Source organism: Streptomyces sp. YJ-C3, assembly GCF_053891275.1.
Genome location: NZ_CM132685.1, coordinates 1783737 through 1803555, shown reverse-complemented (window position 1 = coordinate 1803555; position 19819 = coordinate 1783737). Strand labels below are relative to the sequence as shown.

The 19819-nt window shown below is 69.5% G+C and carries 19 protein-coding genes; 13 read left to right on the top strand and 6 right to left on the bottom strand.

Annotated features, from left to right (window positions below; translation table 11 throughout):
* Window positions 1–8: 8 nt before the first annotated feature.
* The 8 genes from ACVHNB_RS08020 (at window position 9) to ACVHNB_RS07985 (ending at window position 7907) form a co-directional block, all read left to right on the top strand.
* Window positions 9–422: a roadblock/LC7 domain-containing protein gene (locus ACVHNB_RS08020; protein WP_164305831.1), complete on the top strand. Its 414-nt coding sequence runs from the start codon at window positions 9–11 to the stop codon at window positions 420–422.
* 183 nt (window positions 423–605) lie between these two features.
* On the top strand, window positions 606–1019 hold the full coding sequence (locus ACVHNB_RS08015) for a DUF742 domain-containing protein (protein ID WP_428952095.1): 414 nt from the start codon (window positions 606–608) through the stop codon (window positions 1017–1019).
* Complete coding sequence (locus ACVHNB_RS08010; protein ID WP_324775236.1) at window positions 1000–1590, top strand: GTP-binding protein; 591 nt, start codon at window positions 1000–1002, stop codon at window positions 1588–1590. The genes ACVHNB_RS08015 and ACVHNB_RS08010 overlap by 20 nt, the downstream gene beginning before the upstream one ends.
* Window positions 1591–1962: 372 nt before the next feature.
* Window positions 1963–5124, top strand: coding sequence for a nitrate- and nitrite sensing domain-containing protein (locus ACVHNB_RS08005; protein ID WP_456227700.1), 3162 nt, complete (start codon window positions 1963–1965; stop codon window positions 5122–5124).
* Between the two features lie 84 nt (window positions 5125–5208).
* Window positions 5209–5622 (top strand): roadblock/LC7 domain-containing protein, encoded by a 414-nt coding sequence (locus ACVHNB_RS08000; protein WP_026057603.1) that lies wholly within the window; start codon window positions 5209–5211, stop codon window positions 5620–5622.
* Window positions 5623–5715: 93 nt separating this feature from the next.
* Window positions 5716–6300 carry a DUF742 domain-containing protein gene (locus ACVHNB_RS07995; RefSeq protein ID WP_428952096.1) on the top strand — a complete coding sequence of 195 codons (585 nt, stop codon included), beginning with the start codon at window positions 5716–5718 and terminating at the stop codon, window positions 6298–6300.
* Complete coding sequence (locus ACVHNB_RS07990) at window positions 6281–6868, top strand: GTP-binding protein (RefSeq protein ID WP_428952097.1); 588 nt, start codon at window positions 6281–6283, stop codon at window positions 6866–6868. The genes ACVHNB_RS07995 and ACVHNB_RS07990 overlap by 20 nt, the downstream gene beginning before the upstream one ends.
* 562 nt (window positions 6869–7430) lie before the next feature.
* Window positions 7431–7907, top strand: coding sequence for an RNA polymerase sigma factor (locus tag ACVHNB_RS07985; protein ID WP_456227699.1), 477 nt, complete (start codon window positions 7431–7433; stop codon window positions 7905–7907).
* Between the two features lie 600 nt (window positions 7908–8507).
* On the opposite strand, the gene ACVHNB_RS07980 is transcribed toward ACVHNB_RS07985, so the two are convergent.
* Entirely contained in the window at window positions 8508–8954 is a 447-nt protein-coding gene (locus ACVHNB_RS07980; protein WP_428952099.1) for an ATP-binding protein, read from the bottom strand.
* 173 nt (window positions 8955–9127) lie between these two features.
* Here ACVHNB_RS07980 and ACVHNB_RS07975 point away from each other — a divergent pair, with 173 nt between their 5' ends.
* The 3 genes from ACVHNB_RS07975 to ACVHNB_RS07965 are packed head-to-tail and all read left to right on the top strand — an operon-like array spanning window position 9128 to window position 10469.
* Window positions 9128–9985: a helix-turn-helix domain-containing protein gene (locus tag ACVHNB_RS07975; protein WP_428952100.1), complete on the top strand. Its 858-nt coding sequence runs from the start codon at window positions 9128–9130 to the stop codon at window positions 9983–9985.
* Window positions 9985–10215, top strand: coding sequence for a DUF397 domain-containing protein (locus ACVHNB_RS07970; RefSeq protein WP_428952101.1), 231 nt, complete (start codon window positions 9985–9987; stop codon window positions 10213–10215). The genes ACVHNB_RS07975 and ACVHNB_RS07970 overlap by 1 nt, the downstream gene beginning before the upstream one ends.
* A complete protein-coding gene (locus tag ACVHNB_RS07965) occupies window positions 10212–10469 on the top strand; it encodes a DUF397 domain-containing protein (protein WP_428952102.1) in 258 nt (85 codons plus the stop codon). The genes ACVHNB_RS07970 and ACVHNB_RS07965 overlap by 4 nt, the downstream gene beginning before the upstream one ends.
* A gap of 87 nt (window positions 10470–10556) precedes the next feature.
* Here the strand turns inward: ACVHNB_RS07965 and ACVHNB_RS07960 are convergent, their stop codons facing one another.
* From ACVHNB_RS07960 to eno, 4 genes are all read right to left on the bottom strand, one after another.
* Window positions 10557–10745, bottom strand: coding sequence for an acyl-CoA carboxylase subunit epsilon (locus ACVHNB_RS07960; RefSeq protein WP_428952103.1), 189 nt, complete (start codon window positions 10743–10745; stop codon window positions 10557–10559).
* A gap of 51 nt (window positions 10746–10796) precedes the next feature.
* A complete protein-coding gene (locus tag ACVHNB_RS07955) occupies window positions 10797–12392 on the bottom strand; it encodes an acyl-CoA carboxylase subunit beta (RefSeq protein WP_428952104.1) in 1596 nt (531 codons plus the stop codon).
* A gap of 170 nt (window positions 12393–12562) precedes the next feature.
* Window positions 12563–16384: an endo-alpha-N-acetylgalactosaminidase family protein gene (locus tag ACVHNB_RS07950; RefSeq protein WP_456227698.1), complete on the bottom strand. Its 3822-nt coding sequence runs from the start codon at window positions 16382–16384 to the stop codon at window positions 12563–12565.
* A gap of 83 nt (window positions 16385–16467) precedes the next feature.
* The gene (gene eno / locus ACVHNB_RS07945; protein ID WP_428952106.1) at window positions 16468–17808 is read right to left on the bottom strand and encodes a phosphopyruvate hydratase; all 1341 of its coding nucleotides are present in this window, start codon (window positions 17806–17808) and stop codon (window positions 16468–16470) included.
* Window positions 17809–17997: 189 nt separating this feature from the next.
* Here eno and ACVHNB_RS07940 point away from each other — a divergent pair, with 189 nt between their 5' ends.
* Window positions 17998–18420, top strand: coding sequence for a MarR family winged helix-turn-helix transcriptional regulator (locus tag ACVHNB_RS07940; RefSeq protein WP_428952107.1), 423 nt, complete (start codon window positions 17998–18000; stop codon window positions 18418–18420).
* 18 nt (window positions 18421–18438) lie between these two features.
* Here ACVHNB_RS07940 and ACVHNB_RS07935 read toward each other — a convergent pair whose 3' ends face one another.
* Window positions 18439–18948, bottom strand: a complete 510-nt coding sequence (locus ACVHNB_RS07935; protein WP_428952108.1) for a hypothetical protein — start codon at window positions 18946–18948, stop codon at window positions 18439–18441.
* A 251-nt stretch (window positions 18949–19199) separates the two neighbouring features.
* Here ACVHNB_RS07935 and ACVHNB_RS07930 point away from each other — a divergent pair, with 251 nt between their 5' ends.
* Window positions 19200–19811: a YceI family protein gene (locus ACVHNB_RS07930; RefSeq protein ID WP_428952109.1), complete on the top strand. Its 612-nt coding sequence runs from the start codon at window positions 19200–19202 to the stop codon at window positions 19809–19811.
* Window positions 19812–19819: the final 8 nt, after the last annotated feature.

Sequence of the window (19819 nt, the reverse complement as noted above, 5' to 3'; positions counted from 1 at the left end):
TGAGCCAGATGAGCCAGGCGGCACAGAACCTGAACTGGTTGATCACCAACTTCGTGGACAACACGCCGGGGGTCTCCCACACCGTCGTGGTGTCCGCGGACGGTCTGCTGCTCGCGATGTCCGAGGGCTTTCCGCGTGACCGCGCGGACCAGCTGGCGGCCGTGGCGTCGGGTCTGACCTCGCTGACGGCGGGGGCCTCGAGAATCTTCGAGGGCGGGCCGGTGAATCAGACGGTCGTGGAGATGGAGCGCGGCTTTCTCTTCATCATGTCCGTCTCCGACGGATCATCTCTCGCCGTGCTCGCGCACCCGGACTGCGACATCGGCCTCGTCGGGTACGAGATGGCGCTCCTCGTCGACCGGGCGGGCGCCGTGCTCACGCCTGATCTGCGCGCCGAGCTGCAGGGCAGCCTGCTGCACTGACCGGGGTGACGGCCGGTAACCCCGGCCACACCTGAAGTCTGGCGCACCATCAGCCCCAGAATCCAGAGAAGTCACGTAATCCCCTTCCGATCTGCGTCCCGTCACCGTACGGCCGTCACAATCCCCCCACCGGCCCACCCTCAGACGGCAGGCCCCCGCCCTGCCGTCCCGCCCGGAGGATCCATGACCCCGCCCACCGCTCCTCACGATCCGTACGGCAGTGCAGCCGCACACGCCGCCTACGGTCATGAGGGCGACCAGCCGCTGGTCCGCCCGTACGCGATGACCGGCGGCCGGACCCGGCCGCGCTACCAGCTGGCCATCGAGGCGCTCGTCTCCACGACCGCCGACCCGGCGGCCCTGATGACGCTGCTGCCCGAGCACCAGCGCATCTGCCACCTGTGCCGCGAGGTGAAGTCGGTGGCGGAGGTGTCGGCCCTGCTGTCGATGCCGCTCGGGGTGGCCCGGATCCTCGTCGCGGACCTGGCCGAGGCCGGCCTCGTCGCGATCCATCAGCCGGGCGGCGACGAGAACAACGGCGGTGCGCCGGACGTGACTCTGCTCGAAAGGGTGCTCAGTGGACTTCGCAAGCTCTGACGGGGCGACGGGGGCCGCTCCCCGTTCGACCACCTCGGCCAAGATCGTGGTGGCCGGTGGCTTCGGTGTCGGCAAGACGACGTTCGTCGGTGCCGTCTCCGAGATCAACCCGCTGCGCACCGAGGCCGTCATGACGTCGGCGAGTGCCGGCATCGACGACCTCACCCACACCGGGGACAAGACGACCACCACGGTCGCCATGGACTTCGGCCGCATCACGCTCGACCAGGACCTGATCCTCTACCTGTTCGGCACCCCCGGCCAGGACCGCTTCTGGTTCATGTGGGACGACCTCGTACGCGGCGCGATCGGCGCCGTCGTCCTCGTCGACACCCGGCGCCTCGCCGACTGCTTCCCCGCGGTCGACTACTTCGAGAACTCCGGCCTCCCCTTCGTCGTCGCGCTGAACGGCTTCGACGGGCACCAGCCGTACAACCCCGAAGAGGTGCGTGAGGCGCTGCAGATCGGGCCGGACACCCCGATCATCACGACGGACGCCCGACACCGTGCGGATGCAAAGAGTGCGCTGATCACGCTGGTGGAGCACGCACTGATGGCCCGGCTCAAGTAGACAGAAGCAGTCGGAACTCGGCCACCAAGTGGCCAGATTCGTACGGCAGTTGTTCCAGTCCGTTCAGCGGCTCCTGTGGCCTTTGACACGCGGGGCCGCTGTGTTCATAACGTTTCGACAGAGAATTCCGGGGACGCCGACACACGTCGCGCACAGCCGGTTCCACTGTGCTCACAAGAGCCCCGCCTTTTGGCGGGGCTCGCTCTTTATGACCGTTTTATCTAGGGCATACATCACGCGGAGCTTCCGGTTCCGACTGTTTGGAAGTGCACCTCCTGACGTGCTGGAATGCGCTGAACTGCCCAGTAAGAACGGGCCTGGAGACATACAGCGGCACAACGTAGGTGCCGACGCCGAGAGGTTGTTGGTCGAGTGAGGCGAAGCAAGAACAGTCCCGAGCCGGCGTCGGCACGGGGCAACTTCACCCCGCCGCCGCGCACAGCGGCACAGGCCGCACCGGCCGAGACGGCGGCGCCGAAGCCCTCGGGCGGACGGATGTCGCCGCGCAACTGGCGCGTGCCCACCAAGCTGAACGCGATCCTGCTCATACCCGTGGTCGTCGGCCTGGTCATGGGCGGCTTCCAGGTGAAGGGTTCCATCGACACCTGGCACGAGGCCCAGGACGCCGAGAACACCGCACGTCTGGTCCAGGCGTCGCTGAAGTACGGCGACCAGCTCATCCAGGAGCGCGACATCTCCGCCGCGCCCCTGCTCCAGGGAAAGAAGAACGACCCTTCGGTCGTCAAGGCCCGCGCGGCGACGGACGCCGCCGCCGACGCCTTCCACGCCGCGGCGCAGAGCATGCCGCACAAGGCCGGCCTGGAGCGCCGCATGGCGCAGTTCAACAAGGTCGAGGGCGGTCTGAGCAAGCTGCGGGCCGCCGCCTACACCTCGAAGCTCGACGGTGTGCAGACCGAAGAGGGCTACGTCGCCATCCAGCACCCGCTGATGGAGTTCGCCAACGAGCTGGGCCTCGGCACCGGAAACATCACCAGCTACGGCCGCACCGTCTACGCGATCTCGCTCACCAAGGCGGCGCTCTCCCTGGAGCGCTCCATCGGTATGCACCTGCTGGTGAAGCCGGGCCCGACCATGACGAGCTTCGCCAAGCAGCGCACCGCGCTCGGCAGCTACGCCTACCTCGAGGGCATCGCCCTGGAGGAGTACAAGGGCGGCGGTACGCAGCAGGACCTCGACAAGCTCAACGCCGCGATCAAGAAGCTGAAGTCGGACGGCGCCAAGCAGGCCGCCGCCGCCAAGGCCAAGGACCCCTCGTACGTCCCGCCGCCGGCCGACTCCACCGAGATGGTCGGCGACATCGTGGCCCTGCCCAGCACCCAGCCCAGCGCCCGTCTCGCCCTGGCCGAGAAGGGCGTGACGCCCGAGAACTGGTGGGCGGTCAACACCGCGAAGTTCGACGCCTACCGCACCATCGAGTCGGACCTCGCCGACAAGGCCGTGACCGAGGCCTCCGGCATCGCCGCCGACGCGAAGCAGGAAGCCGTCATCATCGGTGCCGCCGTCGTGGTCGCGCTGCTCGCCGCGTTCCTGCTCGCCGGGATGATGGCCCGCCAGATGTCGCGCTCGATGCGCCGGCTGCGCTCCGCCGCCTTCGACGTGGCCGAGCAGCGGCTGCCGACGCTGGTCGACCAGCTCTCGCGCACCGACCCGGGCCGCGTGGACACCCGCGTCCAGCCGATCCCGATCACCACGACCGACGAGATCGGCGAGGTCGCCCGCGCCTTCGACCAGGTGCACCGCGAGGCCGTGCGGCTCGCCGCCGAGCAGGCGCTGCTGCGGGGCAACATCAACGCGATCTTCACCAACCTGTCGCGCCGCAACCAGTCGCTGATCGAGGGCCAGCTGACCCTCATCACCGACCTGGAGAACAACGAGGCCGACCCGGACCAGCTGGAGAACCTCTTCCGCCTGGACCACCTCGCGACCCGTATGCGCCGCAACGGCGAGAACCTCCTGGTCCTCGCGGGCGAGGAGCCCGGCCGCCGCTGGGACCAGCCGGTCCCGCTGGTCGACGTGCTGCGCGCCGCCACCTCCGAGGTGGAGCAGTACGAGCGCATCGAGCTGCAGGGCGTCCCGGAGGCCGAGATCCACGGCCGCGCGGTCACCGACCTCGTGCACCTGCTCGCCGAGCTCCTGGAGAACGCGACCACGTTCTCCTCGCCGCAGACCAAGGTCCGCGTCACCGCGACCCGTCTCCCCGACGGCCGCGTCATGATCGAGATCCACGACAAGGGCATCGGCCTCACCGCCGAGGACTTCGCGGACATCAACCACAAGCTGGCCAACCCGCCGACCGTGGACGCCGCGATCTCCCAGCGCATGGGCCTGTTCGTGGTCGGGCGGCTGTCCGACCGGCACGGCATCCGCGTCCAGCTGCGCCCCTCGGGCGAGCAGGCGGGCACGACCTCGCTGGTCATGCTCCCGGACGTGATCACGCACGGTGGCGGCGGCCAGCAGCAGCAGGGCGACTCCGAGTTCTCCGAGTTCACCGTCTCGACGATGATTCCGCAGCAGCCGGCCTTCGAGAAGGCACCGCTGCGCACGGCGGCCGAGCTCGGCTTCGACGACAGCCGCTACGACGTGCCGGACGACGCGCGCGAGCTGGACCCGGTCGGCCGGTCCCTGATGCGCGAGGAGCGTCGTGCGGCCCTGGAGGCGCAGACGCAGGGCCCGGACTCCGCGGACGACCGGCCGCTGTTCCGGGACGAGATCGCGGCTCAGCAGTCCCAGCAGAACCAGCAGCCCTACGCGGAGCAGGCCGCCTACGACGGGCAGCAGCTCGGATACGACGACCAGCAGCAGATCGCGTACGACGATCAGGGCCAAGGTGTCTACGACGAGCGGCAGCAGATCTCGTACGACGGCTACGCTCCCGCGCAGACGGCCTACGACGATGCCCAGCAGGGCGCGTACGAGCCCGGCCACGCGCAGCGGGACGGTTATACGGAAGCTCCCCGGGGCTCGTACAACGCCTTCGAGGAGCCCGTCCGGCAGGCTGACTGGCAGGCGCAGGGCGCTTTCCAGAACGGCTTCCAGACGTCCTACTCCACCGAAGCGGAATCGGCGCAGGCCGCTGACGCGGCGGACCGCGAGAGCGTAGGCTTCGACCCGCACGTTCCCGCCGGTTCAGGAATGACGGCCGGCCCGTCCCCCTCCGTCGCGCATGATCTGACCGACGCCGGGCTTCCGCGCCGCGGCTCCAGCGCCCCCCAGCATCAGGAACCGGCGCAGGACCAGCCCGCGGAGGCCGCCTCCGACGACAACTGGCGCTCGTCCAACGACGAGCGGTGGGAGCGCGCGGAGTCGCTGAAGCGGCCGAAGGCGGGCGGGGTCACCTCGTCCGGCCTGCCGCGCCGGGTGCCCAAGGCCAACCTGGTCGAGGGCACCGCGGAGGCGACGCCGCAGGGTGGTCCCCAGATCTCCCGCGCTCCCGAGGACGTGCGGGGCAGGCTGAGCAATCTGCGCCGGGGCGTGCAGCGCGGGCGCAGTGAAGGCAGTAGTGAGCAGCAGTGACCGTAGTGACGATGAACGGCCAGGACAGCGGGTTTCCCGGTGGCCCTGACAGCACCTACCACCAGGAGCGTTAGTGTGAGCCCGATGAGCCAGGCGGCACAGAACCTGAACTGGTTGATCACCAACTTCGTGGACAACACCCCCGGGGTGTCCCACACCGTGGTGGTCTCCGCCGACGGACTCCTTCTGGCGATGTCCGAAGGGTTCCCCCGTGACCGCGCCGATCAGTTGGCGGCTGTCGCGTCGGGTCTGACCTCGTTGACCGCGGGCGCGTCCCGCATCTTCGAGGGCGGCGCCGTGAACCAGACAGTTGTGGAGATGGAGCGAGGATTCCTCTTCATCATGTCCATTTCTGACGGTTCTTCGCTCGCTGTCCTTGCACACCCCGAGGCGGACATTGGTCTCGTTGGGTACGAGATGGCACTTCTTGTCGACCGCGCGGGCACGGTTCTCACGCCCGACCTGCGTGCGGAGCTTCAGGGAAGCCTTCTCAACTAACAGACAGGCGGTGCGTTTTCGCGTCCCGTGGCCGTAAAGTTTCGGGACGCGGCTCCACAGTGATGGTGCCCAGCGCAGTCGGAGGAGGAGTACGTGTCTGGTTCAGCAACACCCCCGAGCGGTTCGTCGGCCCACTGGCCGCCCTACGGCCCTGCCCAGGGTCAGGGACAGGCCGGCGCGGGCCGTGAGGACGGGTCGCAGAACCGGTACAACTTCCCTTCCGCGCCGAGCCACGCCCGGCCGACCCGGCAGCCCGGTCCCTACGACCAGCCGCCGGCGCCGCGCATCCAGCCTGTGCAGCCGCAGCCGCGTCCTGACGCGAAGCCCGCCGCCGCGAACAATCCCCTGGTGCGCCCGTACGCCATGACGGGCGGCCGCACCAGGCCGCGCTACCAGCTCGCCATCGAGGCGCTGGTGCACACCACCGCGCAGCCGCACCAGTTGCAGGGCCAACTGCCCGAGCACCAGCGGATCTGCAACCTCTGCCGGGAGATCAAGTCGGTGGCCGAGATCTCGGCCCTGCTCACCATCCCCCTCGGCGTGGCCAGGATTCTCGTCGCCGACTTGGCGGAGGCGGGCCTGGTCGCCATTCATCAGCCCGGCGGCGACGAGAACGCCGGCGGCCAGCCAGACGTGACACTGCTCGAAAGGGTGCTCAGTGGACTTCGCAAGCTCTAGCGGAGGGCCTTCTCAGAGTCGCTCCACCACGTCCGCGAAGATCGTGGTGGCGGGCGGCTTCGGTGTCGGCAAGACGACGTTCGTCGGTGCCGTCTCCGAGATCAACCCGCTGCGCACCGAGGCCGTCATGACGTCGGCGAGTGCCGGCATCGACGACCTCACCCACACCGGGGACAAGACGACCACCACGGTCGCCATGGACTTCGGCCGCATCACGCTCGACCAGGACCTGATCCTCTACCTGTTCGGCACCCCCGGCCAGGACCGCTTCTGGTTCATGTGGGACGACCTCGTACGCGGCGCGATCGGCGCCGTCGTCCTCGTCGACACCCGGCGCCTCGCCGACTGCTTCCCCGCGGTCGACTACTTCGAGAACTCCGGCCTCCCCTTCGTCATCGCCCTCAACGGCTTCGACGGCAACCAGCCCTACGGCCCGGACGAGGTGCGTGAGGCGCTGCAGATCGGGCCGGACACCCCGATCATCACGACGGACGCCCGACACCGTGCGGATGCAAAGTCCTCGTTGATCACTCTGGTCGAACACGCGTTGATGGCGCGCCTGCGCTAGCCGGATCGCGGTTCGCCCGGTACCTTCGCCCCGCTGGTGTGTACCAGCGGGGCGATGTCGTTCTCCGGATCAGTGCCACCGCACGAAGCGCCGAGCCATGTCTCGGCCATGTCTCGGCCATGCTCCGACAGTGTTCCCGGCCGCAATCACGATGCCCCTCACAGCGCGTCTTGCCTCGACAACAGTGCGTACACGTAGTAACACCCTTGGCTAGAGGTCGAGTTCGTCCGCAATGTCCGGGCGGACATCTGACCGGATCCGCATACCTGCCACAGTGATGATTTCGCTGGCTCTCGCGCTGACCTATTAGGGGCGGGACGATGTGCCGTGCCCGCCCAACTCCGGGCGAATTGAGAGCAGGAAGCGGAGCCACCCGATGAGCTTGTCCCACTCGGGCACCAGGGCCACCAGAGTCGGTGCCGCCATCGCGCGACCCGCACGGCCCCCGAGTCCAAGGCCAGAGACAACGCACACCGCCTGCGAGGGTGAACAGCACCCTCTGCACGACGCGGTCCGCGAGGCACAGAAAGGCGATGAACGGGCCTTCCGTACCGTCTACGAGATGCTGCAGCCCCGGCTCCTCGCCTACGCGCGCGCCCTGGTGGGCGCGACGGAAGCGGAGGACGTGCTGTCGGACAGCTGGTTCCAGATCGCCCGGGACCTGCACAAGTTCCGGGGTGACGGCGCGGGCTTCCACGGCTGGTGCAACCGGATCGTGCGCAACAGGGCGCTGGACCACATCCGCTGGCACAAGCGCCGCCCCGAGTCCACCGAGGACATGACCAAGATCCTGGAGCGGCCCGCGCCGGACGACACGTCCGAGCAGGCCCTGAGCACCATCGGGACCGAGCGGGCGATGGCCCTCGTGGCCCAGCTCCCGCAGCAGCAGGCGGAGGCGGTGATGCTGCTGGCCGTCGTCGGACTCGACGCCAAGCGGGCGGCCGGCATCCTCGGCAAGCGTGTCGGTGCCGTCCGCACGGCCGCGCACCGCGGCATCCGCAAGCTCTCCTGTCTCGTGACGGAGACCGCACACCCCTGACGGGCCCGCAGGGTGGGCTTCGGCCCGCACCCGCACCCTGACGGTTCGGCGGCGCCCCGGTACCCGGCGACGCCCGTACCGCCCCGGGACCTCCTGGCGGCCCATCCGGCGCCAAGAGCCCCCGCCACACCTTCCGCACGTCGCGGAAGGCGCGCCCAGGCCCCCGGCGCGGACGCACCCACCGGACACACGGCTCCGTCGACACGGAGCGGGATCGAGCGTGTCCCCGGGTCGCGTCCACACCCGCGTCACCGGTCGATCCCGGACCGGTCGCGAGGACGGGCCCCACCCTCCGCGCCGCCCCCTCACCGGGCCCGGCGCGCGGATACCGCCCGCCCCTCGCGCCCGTCCGGCTCCGACAGCCCCGTACGGGCCCTCCAGGGCGCGTACGGCCGGTCCGCGGGGATCTGTCCGCACATCGGCCCGCACCGGGCGCACCGCCCGGGCGGCCGCGATTCCGCACGCCCGAGAACGACCACGCAGAGGATTCGGATGCATACGCACAGAGACACGACAACGCCACCGCCCCCGTCGGCCCGAAGGCCGTCGGTGACGGTGGCGTACGGCCCTCTCCCGAGGGCCCGCGCGGCGTCGGCTCCGTCAGCCGGACGCGCCCGCGTCGACGTCTCCGAGAGCCAGCTCGGCCCACACCACCTTGCCGGTGGGCGTCGGCGTCATGCCGACCGCGGAGGCCTGGGCGGCCACCAGGAACAGGCCCCGCCCGCCGGTCTCGAAGAGGTCCGGCGGCTCGGTGGGGATGACCACGAGGTCGGGCGACGAGTCCGCCACCTCCAGACGGACACCGTCGTCGGTACGGCGTATGACGAACTCGAACACGCCGTCGTCGCAGTGCCGCACATTGCTGCACAGCTCCGTCGCCACGAACGAGGTGTCGTACACCAGCTTCTCCAGACCCCAACGCCGCAGGCGGGACCCCACGATCCTGCGGATCTGCTCCAGGCGGTGCGGGCTGTACTCCATACGGATCGCGCACGGCCGATCGATCACGTCGATGACGTCGACCTCATCCGTTGGCTGGTCCGGCATTACCCCTCCGGGGGTTGCGTAGCGGTCAACTCGCTTGTGGGCAAAGGACGTTGCTCGAACAGCATGGCGTCGAAAGTATTCCGTAGGCAAGTATTACGCACGAGTACTATGCCGATGCGATGGGAAGGCATATGACAGTTGTGTGGCCAGAAGGCGCGGGACATCATGTGGCCATGTCCCAGAGCGAGATGCCCACGATGCGCAGCCGCCGGCTCGGAGCCGAGCTGCGCCGACTGCGCACCGATGCCGGCCTGAAGGTCAACGACGCGGCCCTGGCACTCGAGTGCGGACAGCCGAAGATCAGTCAGATCGAGACGGGCAAACGAGGCATACGCCAACTCGATCTGACAACTCTGCTCAACCTGTACGGAGTTGTGGACGACCGGCAGCGGACGAACCTCAAGCGGCTGGCCAAGGACGTCCACAAGGTCGACTGGTGGTCCGGCCAAGGGCCGCTGCTCAGCGACGACTTGCGCGATTACTTGACCCTGGAAGCGGATTCCTCACTCGTTCGCTCTTTCGAGCCATCGGTGCTGCCGGGACTGCTCCAGACAGAGGCATATATGCGCGAGATATTCACCGCAGGGGCGGAAGCGGATCGGGTCGAACCCCTTGTGAATACTCGAATGAAGCGCAAGGATCTGCTCAGCGGAGCTGCAGAATTCCGCCTGAGAGTGGTCATCGACACACCCGCGCTGCACCGGATACCCGGGCCACGGACGTTGATCCGTGAACAGTTCGAACACCTGATGGAAACAGGTGAGTTGCCGAATGTCACCCTCCAGGTCCTGCCCCTGGACATAACCTTGCCCCTCGCGCAGTACGCTCCGTACACGCTCTTCACCATGCGCGGAGAGCCTCCGGTACAGGTGGCATGGCTGGAGCACATGACCGGGGGCACGCTCCTCGAGCAACGCCCCGACGTGGAGATGTACACCAAGGCGTGGGACGACCTGACAGCTGCCGCGCTTTCGCCGGCACAGTCCCGCCGGTACATCAATGACCGAATCAAGCAAGAAAGCGGGTTGTGATGCCCCCCACTTCCGCACCCACCGCAACGCACCTCGAAATCGGGTCAGCGGTGTGGCACAAGAGCACTTTCAGCGGCGCATCCAACGGATGTGTCGAACACGCCGAGCTTTCATCAGAAAGGCGTGCGATCCGTGACACCAAGAACCGGGAGTCCGGAGCGATCATCTTCGAATCGCCGGCCTGGCGAGCATTTGTTTCAGGCGTCAACTCGGGGGCCTTGTCGCTATGAGTACGCGGACAACGGACAGCCCTTCCACCGGTCTCGACCGGGAAAAGGAACTGCTGTACTCCCTCGATCTCTCCGACGCCCAGTGGCGAAGCGCCCCGGGCAGCCCTGCGGGCGGCCCCGTGGAGATCGCCGCACTCCGGGACGGAGGGGTGGCGATGCGTAACCCGGCGGACCCGCGCGGGCTCGTCCTGCGCTTCACCGCCCACGAATGGGAGGCGTTCAAACTCGGGGCGCTGCACGGCGAGTTCGACTGAGTGAGCCCCTGACACACGAAGAAGTGGGCCCCGTCCGAAAGGACGGGGCCCACTTCCGCAGGTCGTGCGCGCCGGTGCGAGGCGGGGTCAGCCCTGCCAGGAGTGCGGGGCACGGAAGCCGTGCTGGCGCTCCAGGCGGCGCCAGCCGGCCTTGTCGCGGCCCCGGGCGGGCGCGGCCGGCGGGGTGGCGGCGCGGGCCAGCAGGATCGCGGTGATGGCCGCGACCTCCTCGGGCTCGGCGTGGCCCTTCTCGACGCGGATGTCAGGAGTCGACATTGCGGCAGGTCTCCTCGGTCAGATGGGAAAGATCGTGTGGTCCGGGGCCGCTTACTGCGGCGGGTTGCCGTGCTTGCGGGACGGCAGGTCGGCGTGCTTCGTGCGCAGCATCGCCAGCGACCTGATCAGCACCTCGCGGGTCTCGGCGGGGTCGATGACGTCGTCGACCAGGCCGCGCTCGGCCGCGTAGTAGGGGTGCATCAGCTCGGCCTTGTACTCCTTGACCATGCGGGTGCGCATGACCTCGGGGTCCTCGGCCTCGGCGATCTGACGGCGGAAGATCACGTTGGCCGCGCCCTCGGCGCCCATCACGGCGATCTCGTTGGTCGGCCAGGCATAGGTGAGGTCGGCGCCGATGGACTGCGAGTCCATGACGATGTACGCACCTCCGTACGCCTTGCGAAGGATCAGCGAGATCCGCGGCACGGTGGCGTTGCAGTACGCGTACAGCAGCTTGGCGCCGTGCCGGATGATCCCGCCGTGCTCCTGGTCGACCCCGGGAAGGAAGCCCGGCACGTCGAGGAGGGTCACGATGGGGATATTGAAAGCGTCGCACATCTGGACGAACCGGGCAGCTTTTTCGCTGGCCTCGATGTCCAGGACGCCGGCCAGCGACTGCGGCTGGTTGGCGACGATACCGACGACCTGGCCGTCGAGGCGGGCCAGGGCGCAGATGATGTTGCGCGCCCAGCGCTCGTGGATCTCCAGGTAGTCGCCGTCGTCGACGAGCTCCTCGATGACCTTGGCCATGTCGTAGGGGCGGTTGCCGTCGGCCGGGACCAGGTCGAGCAGCACGTCGCTGCGGCGGTCCGCCGGGTCGTCCGAGTCCACCGTCGGCGGGTTCTCCCGGTTGTTCTGCGGGAGCAGCGACAGCAGGTAGCGGACCTCGGCGATGCAGGTCTCTTCGTCGTCGTAGGCGAAGTGGCTCACGCCCGAGGTCTCGGCGTGCACGTCGGCGCCGCCCAGACCGTTCTGGGTGATCTCCTCGCCGGTGACGGCCTTGACCACGTCCGGGCCCGTGATGAACATCTGCGAGGTCTCACGGACCATGAACACGAAGTCGGTGAGGGCGGGGCTGTAGGCCGCGCCGCCCGCGCACGGGCCGAGCATCACGCTGATCTGCGGGATGACACCGGACGCCTTGGTGTTGCGCTGGAAGATGCCGCCGTACCCGGCGAGCGCCGAGACGCCCTCCTGGATGCGGGCACCCGCGCCGTCGTTGAGCGAGACCAGCGGGGCACCGGCCGCGATGGCCATGTCCATGATCTTGTGGATCTTCGTGGCGTGGGCCTCGCCCAGCGCGCCGCCGAAGATCCGGAAGTCGTGCGCGTACACGAAGACCGTCCGGCCCTCGACCGTGCCCCAGCCGGTGATGACACCGTCGGTGTACGGCTTCTTCGCCTCCAGGCCGAAGCCCACCGCGCGGTGCCGGCGCAGCTGCTCGACCTCGTTGAACGACCCCTCGTCAAGGAGCAGCTCGATGCGCTCGCGCGCCGTCAGCTTGCCCTTGGCGTGCTGGGCCTCGGTCGCCTTGTCGCTCGGGCCGCGCAGGGCCTGCTCACGGATCGCGTGCAGCTCGGCCACCCGCCCGCGGGCGTCGGTGGGCTCGTCCCCGGGGGTGGAGGCGGTGTCGTCCAAAACGGTCATGTAGTGACCTTACGAAAGCGACCAAGGAAAACGGGCCGTCGACTCTGTACAGTCTCCGGCCCGTTTTCCTGGTAGCCCCGAACAGAACCGCGGCGTCGTACAGCCGAAGTTACTGCTCAGGGCCCCGTCGCGTTGTAGGGGTCACACAAAGGTGGCGCGTGAGAGGCCGGTCACACTCCGCAGCGGAACCGGGCGCTCCCCCAGTCCGCGTGGTCGTTGCCGTTGCCGTCGCCGGCGTCGCCGACGATCAGGTCGACGTACGCGGCGCCGGTGACGTCGGCACTGAGCGACCACGCCTGGTCGGTGGTCTTGAGGACGGGCGACTTCACCTTCTCGGCGCCGTCGGCCACCACCGAGAATTGCACACTTCCCCGGCCGGCCTGGACGTCGTCGACGCCGACCTCCGCGGTGAAGGACGTGCACTGCCCGCCGAGGTAGTACCGGACCTGGGCGGGTGCGTGGGTGCCCAGGCCCTTGGCGTAGGAGACTCCGCCGATCGTGAGCGGGGTGCCGTCGCCCTGGCCCTGTTCGCCGACGGAGAGGTCCTTCTCGACCGGCCCCCAGCCGTTCTCGGCCGACGTCCAGTCCAGGTCGCTGGCGTAGGCGTCGTGGGCGGGCGGCGGCGGGAGCGTGCGGACGGGGGCGACCGCCGTGAGGGTCCGGTGCGCGCCGCCGACGGAGTACGCGGCCTTCGCCGTCAGTTCGTACGGCTGGTACGTCGCGTCGGCGGGCGGGGTGACCTGCCAGACGGTGGTGGCCTTCGCGCCCGGGGCGACCGGGTCGAGGGCGGTGGGTCCGGCGGGATCCGCCTTCCAGCCCTCGGGCAGGCCGAGGGTGACGGACGCGTCCGTGACCGGGTCCTTCTCGTAGTTGGTGAAGGTGGCCTCGACCTTGTTGGCCCGTCCGGGTTCGAGGGTCTGCCCCGCCTTGAGGGCGAGCGTGCCGCAGGCGGCGGGCTCCTTCGCCGGGCCGAGGTCGGTCACGGTGAAGTCGTCGAGCACGAAGTCCGCGCCGTCCGGGGCGCCGGGCAGCTTGCGCAGTCCGGTCCAGGTGTCGCCGCAGCCCGCGGTGACGGTGGTGGTGAGACGGCCGGTGGTGCGCTGCTCCCCTACGGGGACGGCGGCGGTTTCGACGGCGTCGTCGCCGCGGTCGTAGCCGCTGATCCACTGGTAGGCGCCGGCGTGGCTCGACTGGTAGGCGAAGTCGACCTGGTACGCGTGCCCGTCCTTCATCGGGACGGACGCGGGCGAGGTGCGGTAGACGACGCCGTCGTTCTCCTCGTGCGACTTGAGGGACTCGCCGTCGCCGATGACGTCGTCGACGAGCTTCCCGTTCCAACCGGCCTGTGTGTACGGGGAGTTCTTCTGCGCGATGTGGGTGCGCGGGTCGGTGACGCCGCCCGCGTCGCCCTTGTCGAAGGGCCCCCAGCCCTGGTCGACGTCCTCGAAGTCCTCGTGGACGACCGTGCCGGGGCGGGTGGCCGGGGCGTTGCGCACGACACGTATGTCGTCCACCCGGACCTTCGCGGCGTCCGGGTCCTTCGCCGTCGCCAGGCGCAGGGCCGGGGCGCCGTGCGCGGGCGCGGTGAAGTTGACCTTCACGCGCTGCATGTTCGTGCCGTGCCAGTCGCTCGCGGCCATGGTGTCGGGCAGCGTGGAGCGGTCGATGCCCACGGAGGCGCCGCCCGCGCTCAGGGTCGTGCGGCGCGTCTTTCCTGGCGCGACCTCGACCCAGGCGGAGGCGGTGTAGCGCTTCCCGGGCTCAAGTCCCGTGATCCGCTGGGCGATCGAGGCGGCGCCGGTCCCGCTCAGCGCCGCGCTGTTGCGGCCATTGGCGTCCGTGTCGCGCGCGACGGTGCCGCTCTTGTCCCATCCCGTGAGGCGGGCGTCGTTGAAGCCGGGGTCGGTCAGGCCGGTGCCCTCGCCCCAGGCGGGGTCGGCGGCGCGGGGTGTGTCACCGGACCGGTAGAGGACGTAGGGCTGACCGGCGGCGGACTTCAGGGTGACCTTGCCGTCGGCGCCGGTGCGGACCGTGCCGGTCTTCACGCGGCCGTTGCCGGTGAGCTTGTAGACGGTGTACGAGCCCCGGGGCACGACCCAACTGCTGCTGCCACCCTGCTTGTTGTAGTGGTACAGCTTCTTTCCGCCGTCCCACGGGAGCAGGTAGCTGTCGCCGTCGAGGACCTTGCGGTCGTGGTCGTAGAAGGTGCGCCGGCCGTCCTCGACGGTGCCGCGCAGGCCGCCGGTGAAGGTGATGTCGTTGCCGTCCCAGCGGGTGATCTGCTGGTGCTGGAGGTACTTGGCGGGCAGGTCGCGCTGCCAGATGTTGGCGTAGAAGTCGTTCCAGTCGTTCTCGCCGGTCCAGCCCTCGAAGTCGACGAGGGCGCTCTGGCCAAGGACCGGGTCGTTGTTCCAGACGTCCTTCTCGCTGTTGCGGATGAACCGGATGATCTTCGAGTTGAGGCCCTTGTTGGTGGCGCCGCCGTAGTCGAGGTCGTTGGCCCAGTGCGACCACAGGGACTGCCGCTCGAACTTGTCGGCCCACTCGGTGGCCATGTTCCAGCCCTGGCCGTTGATGGCCTTGGCGGTCTGCTCGGCGATCCAGCCGTGGGTGTAGTACACGTCGACGTAGACCGTGGTGAGGTTCTTGTCGGTCTCGTCGCGCAGCTGTTTGAAGCGGGCGGCGAGGTCGCCGCTGGTGATGTCGCGGCGCTGGTCGATGTAGTAGCTCTGGTCGAGCCAGTTCCAGCCGGGGGACTTGGGGTCGATGAGCTTGTCGCTGAAGTGTTTCGCCACCGGGTACGCCTCGGTGGCGTTGACGTGGACGCCGAACTCGGCGCCGTACTTCTTGCCGGTCCTCAGCAGCTTGTTGAGGTCCTTCAGGCCGCCGGCCCGCCGGTTGATGGTGCCGCCGTAGTCGGGGTGCGCGGAGTCGTGGCCCTCGGACGCGTACCCCTTGAGCAGGGCGAACTGACCCAGGTCGTCGGTGGCGAGGGAGATCCGCTTCACGTCGTCGAGGGTGCGCAGGAACGGGTGCTGGGCCTGGCTCGCGAAGTTGAACGGGATATGGGTGACGACCCGGTCGGCCGTGTCCTCGCTCCCCTTGGCCCGGATGCCGATGGAGCGGAAGGCGACCGCGCCGTCCTGCCAGTCGACGGCGCCGTCACCGTTCGCGTCGGGCGTGACGACGACCTTGGCCCACGGCAGGTCCTTGCCGGTGGCGGCGGCCGGGGACCCGGCGCCGCGGTACGTCCACTGGCCGGACCAGACGCCGACCCGGGTACCGCCGTCGGCGTCCTTGCGGGCCTGGTGCCAGAAGCGGGCGTCGTCGCCGTTCGTCGCCCCGCTCGGCTTGTCGTACGCGGAGTTCGACTCGACGGCCGCCGCGAGCTTCCCGGTGTTGACGAGGACGTACGCGGCGCCGGTCGCGGCCTGCTCCGCGGGGGTGCCGGCGGTGACCTTGCCGAAGACGTCCGCGGTGCGGGTGGAGTCCGGGTCCAGTTTGGTGAAGGCGGTCTCCGCGCCGCCGTCGGCGCTGCCCACGGACACGAGGTCGTGGCCCGGGATGTCGATGGTCCCGACACGGAAGGCGGTCGTGTCGCGGACGGCCGTGACCTTGAACGTCGTCGTCCGGCCCGAGACGCCGAGGGTGGCGTCGAGCTCCACGTCCGGGAGATCGGGGAAGGTGAGCGTGTACGCGGCCGTGGACCCGGTGACCTCGGGCGCGGCCTTGAGGCGGACCGGGTACGCCCTGCCGTTGAGGGTGACCTCGGTGACGGCGTGCGTGCTGCCGAGGAGGCGGGCGCCGGACGCGTCGGCGTAGGACAGGACTCGGGGGAAGTCGTCGGCGACGGTGACCGTGAGCCGCGGGGAGGTCAGGACGAGGCCGGGGGCCTCGTCCTGGTCCTCCTTCGCCGTGGCGGGGGACGCCAGCGCGATGCCGGTGGCTGCCGCCAGGAGCAGGGCCTGGGTGGCGCGGGATCTTCGGGACATGCCGCTCTGGGTATCCGTGGCGGGTGCCTCGGGTCAACGGCGTCGGCCTTCAACCGGGTTGGCAGTCCAAGAAGTGGTTCCGGTTAGTCCAAGTCGCCGCCACGGGGCTCCGCCCCGGACTCCGCTCCTCGGTCGCCGGAGGGGCGTGAGATGTAGATCGCCGCGGCCCCCAACTCCTCCTCGATCCTGATGAGGCGGTTGTACTTGGCCGTGCGGTCGGAGCGGGACAGGGAGCCCGTCTTGATCTGGCCGCAGCCCGTGGCGACCGCCAGGTCCGCGATCGTGGTGTCCTCCGTCTCGCCGGAGCGGTGCGAGATGACCGCGGCCCAGCCGGCCCGGCGGGCCGCGGAGACCGTGCCGAGCGCCTCGGTGAGCGTGCCGATCTGGTTGACCTTGACGAGGACCGCGTTGCCGACACCCGTGCGGATGCCCTCCTTGACCAGCGCCTCGTTCGTGCAGAACACGTCGTCGCCGGTGAGCTGGCAGCGGTCCCCCACCCGGGCGGTCAGCTCGCGCCAGCCGTCGAGGTCGGTCTCCGCCATCGGGTCCTCGACGGACAGGACGGGGTAGGCGTCGATCAGCCCGGCCAGGTAGTCGACCTGCTCGGCCGAGGTGCGGCGGACCCCCTCGCCCGTGTACGCGTACACCCCGTCGCGGTAGAACTCCGACGACGCGGGGTCCATGACGAGCCCGATGTCCGCGCCCGGCCGGTAGCCGGTGCGCTCGATCGCGGCCATGACGAAGTCGAGCGCCTCCTCGGCCGTACGCAGCGCGGGCGCGAAGCCGCCCTCGTCACCGACGCCGGTGGAGTGGCCGGCGGCGAGCAGGTCGCGGCGCAGCGTGTGGAAGACCTCGGAGCCCATCCGGACGGCCTCGGCGAAGGTCGCCGCGCCGACCGGCGCGATCATGAACTCCTGGAAGTCCAGCGGATTGTCGGCGTGGGCGCCGCCGTTGACGATGTTCATCATCGGCATCGGCAGGACGCGGGCGTCGGAGCCGCCGAGGTAGCGGTACAGGGGCAGACGGTGGGCGGCCGCGGCGGCCTTGGCGGCGGCGAGGGAGACGCCGAGCAGCGCGTTGGCGCCGAGCCGGGACTTGGCCGGTGTGCCGTCGAGGGCGACGAGGGCGGCGTCGAGGCCGGCCTGGTCGTCGGCGTCGCGCCCGGTGACGGCGGCCGCGATCTCCTCCTTCACGTGGGCGACGGCCCGGTCGACGCCCTTGCCGTGCCAGCGGCGCGGTTCGCCGTCGCGCAGTTCCACGGCTTCGCGGGCGCCCGTGGAGGCGCCGGAGGGGACCGCGGCGCGGCCCAGGGATCCGTCGGCGAGGACGACGTCGACCTCGACGGTGGGGTTGCCGCGGCTGTCGAGGACGGCGCGGGCGGTGACGGTGCTGATGGTGGTGGGTCCGGCTGCCGGTGCGGGCATGGGAGTTCCTTCGCGTGGTCGCGTGCCGGGCCCCGGCTGCGACGACGCTGGCGCTGGGCCCGACCGAGGAAAACTCTACAGCATTGCTGTTCAGTTCTGCTGTCTACTTCTCCAGGGCCCGCGCCGCACAGCACGCCTGCGCAGGTCAGATCGGCGGTCGCGCCGGATACCGGCGGGTTAAGGTGCCGTATGCCCACCCCGGAATCCGCCGCCGTCGCCGCCGAACTGCGTACCGCGATGGGCAAGCTCACGCGGCGCGTGAAGCACGAGGACCGGATCCCGCTCGGGCAGGTCGCTGTGCTCGGCGCGCTCGACCGCGACGGCGCCATGACCACCAGCGACCTCGCCACGGACCAGCGCGTGCGCCCCCAGTCGATGGCCCGCGCCGTGGGCCTGCTGATGGAGCAGGGGCTGATCACCCGCCGCCCGCACCCCACGGACGGGCGCAAGTCCCTGGTGGAGCTCTCGGACGCCGGACGGGCCGCGCTCGAGACCGAGCGCGGCCGCCGGGCCGGCTGGCTCGCCCAGGCCATCGAGGCCGAACTCACCGACCAGGAGCGGGAGTTGCTGGCGCGCGGCGCCGCCCTCATGGAGCGTCTCGCCGCGCGCTAGCCCTGCGTGCGCGCCGGCTCAGCAGCCGCCGCAGTTGTAGTAGAGGACGTCCCAGTGGTTGCCCTCGTCGGCGTAGATGTTGCCGGAGCCCGACTTGTACTGGGGAGCGCCGTCGCCGCGCAGGCCGATGTAGGTGAAGGTGCCCTTGATGTAGTTGGTGACGCAGGTGTTCTTGCCGTAGTCGAGCTTGTAGCCGTTCCAGTGCGAGTACGTGCCGCTCGCGTGGCCGGTCTCGGTGCCGCCGGTGATGTTGAGGGCGCAGCCGGTGGCCTTCTTCAGGGTCTGGGCACCCTGGGCCGTGGCGAGGTTGAGCTGATCGAACGACGTACAGGTGGAGTTGTTGCGGTTCGAGCAGCCGCCCGAGGACGACCAGGTGATGCCGACCGAGCTGAACATCGAGGTCGCGGTGGCGTGACTGATCTTGGTGGCGGCGAAGGCGTCGGTCGCGGTGGCGAGGACGCCGAAGCCGGGCGCGACGAGGGCGCCGGTGGTGAGCGCGAGCGCGGTGAGCGCTGAGCGGATGCGCATGGGGGATTCCTTCCTGCTGTTGACCGTGCTGACTGTGAGACGGCTGTGGTGCAGGTGGAGCAAGGAGATGGTGCCGTGTTCTACGCGCGTCCGGAAGAGCGCCTCCCGGATCCACCGGGTGTAATCGGAGAGACACGCTGCGCTTGATGTTGAAAGTTGAACATCACCGCGCTAGAGTCTCCCTCAGTTGATGGTTCAACTTTCAACATCACCCGGCACCCACCGTGCCGACCGTCCCCAAGGAGCACGTCATGGGCATCTTCGGCCGCAAGAACGAGACCACCGACAGCGCCGCCGGCACCCCCGCCGCGGTCGGCCCGGACCTGGCCGCCGTCACCGGCGACTACACGGTCGACCCCGCGCACACCACGCTCGGCTTCGTCGCCCGGCACGCCATGGTGACCAACGTGAAGGGCAGCTTCACGGACTTCACCGGTGAGCTGCACCTCGACGGCTCGGACCCGGCGAAGTCCACCGCGTCGTTCGACGTGCAGATGGCCAGCATCGACACGGGCAACGCCGACCGTGACGGCCACCTGAAGAGCGCCGACTTCTTCAAGATCGACGAGTTCCCGACGATGACGTTCCGTTCGACGTCCGCCGAGGCGCTGGGCGGCGACGACTACCGCATCACCGGTGACCTGACGATCCTGGGCACGACCAAGCCGCTCAGCATCGACCTGGAGTTCAACGGCTCCGCGAAGGACCCGTTCGGCAACGAGCGCGCCGGCTTCGAGGGCAAGGCCGAGATCCTGCGCTCCGAGTGGGGCCTGACCTGGAACGCCGCGCTGGAGACCGGCGGCGTCCTCGTCTCCGACAAGATCAAGCTGAACTTCGACATCTCGGCGATCAAGAACGCCTGACACGGCGG

What these genes read in the sequence shown, in the direction of transcription:
- ACVHNB_RS07955 (WP_428952104.1), bottom strand. Translation starts at nt 12,392, where the DNA reads ATGACCGTTTTGGACGACACCGCCTCCACCCCCGGGGACGAGCCCACC.
- ACVHNB_RS07965 (WP_428952102.1), top strand. Translation starts at nt 10,212, where the DNA reads ATGAGTACGCGGACAACGGACAGCCCTTCCACCGGTCTCGACCGGGAA.
- ACVHNB_RS07950 (WP_456227698.1), bottom strand. Translation starts at nt 16,384, where the DNA reads ATGTCCCGAAGATCCCGCGCCACCCAGGCCCTGCTCCTGGCGGCAGCC.
- ACVHNB_RS07940 (WP_428952107.1), top strand. Translation starts at nt 17,998, where the DNA reads ATGCCCACCCCGGAATCCGCCGCCGTCGCCGCCGAACTGCGTACCGCG.
- ACVHNB_RS07985 (WP_456227699.1), top strand. Translation starts at nt 7,431, where the DNA reads ATGCTGCAGCCCCGGCTCCTCGCCTACGCGCGCGCCCTGGTGGGCGCG.
- ACVHNB_RS07930 (WP_428952109.1), top strand. Translation starts at nt 19,200, where the DNA reads ATGGGCATCTTCGGCCGCAAGAACGAGACCACCGACAGCGCCGCCGGC.
- ACVHNB_RS08020 (WP_164305831.1), top strand. Translation starts at nt 9, where the DNA reads ATGAGCCAGGCGGCACAGAACCTGAACTGGTTGATCACCAACTTCGTG.
- ACVHNB_RS07975 (WP_428952100.1), top strand. Translation starts at nt 9,128, where the DNA reads ATGTCCCAGAGCGAGATGCCCACGATGCGCAGCCGCCGGCTCGGAGCC.
- eno (WP_428952106.1), bottom strand. Translation starts at nt 17,808, where the DNA reads ATGCCCGCACCGGCAGCCGGACCCACCACCATCAGCACCGTCACCGCC.
- ACVHNB_RS07935 (WP_428952108.1), bottom strand. Translation starts at nt 18,948, where the DNA reads ATGCGCATCCGCTCAGCGCTCACCGCGCTCGCGCTCACCACCGGCGCC.
- ACVHNB_RS08000 (WP_026057603.1), top strand. Translation starts at nt 5,209, where the DNA reads ATGAGCCAGGCGGCACAGAACCTGAACTGGTTGATCACCAACTTCGTG.
- ACVHNB_RS07980 (WP_428952099.1), bottom strand. Translation starts at nt 8,954, where the DNA reads ATGCCGGACCAGCCAACGGATGAGGTCGACGTCATCGACGTGATCGAT.
- ACVHNB_RS08015 (WP_428952095.1), top strand. Translation starts at nt 606, where the DNA reads ATGACCCCGCCCACCGCTCCTCACGATCCGTACGGCAGTGCAGCCGCA.
- ACVHNB_RS07960 (WP_428952103.1), bottom strand. Translation starts at nt 10,745, where the DNA reads ATGTCGACTCCTGACATCCGCGTCGAGAAGGGCCACGCCGAGCCCGAG.
- ACVHNB_RS07970 (WP_428952101.1), top strand. Translation starts at nt 9,985, where the DNA reads ATGCCCCCCACTTCCGCACCCACCGCAACGCACCTCGAAATCGGGTCA.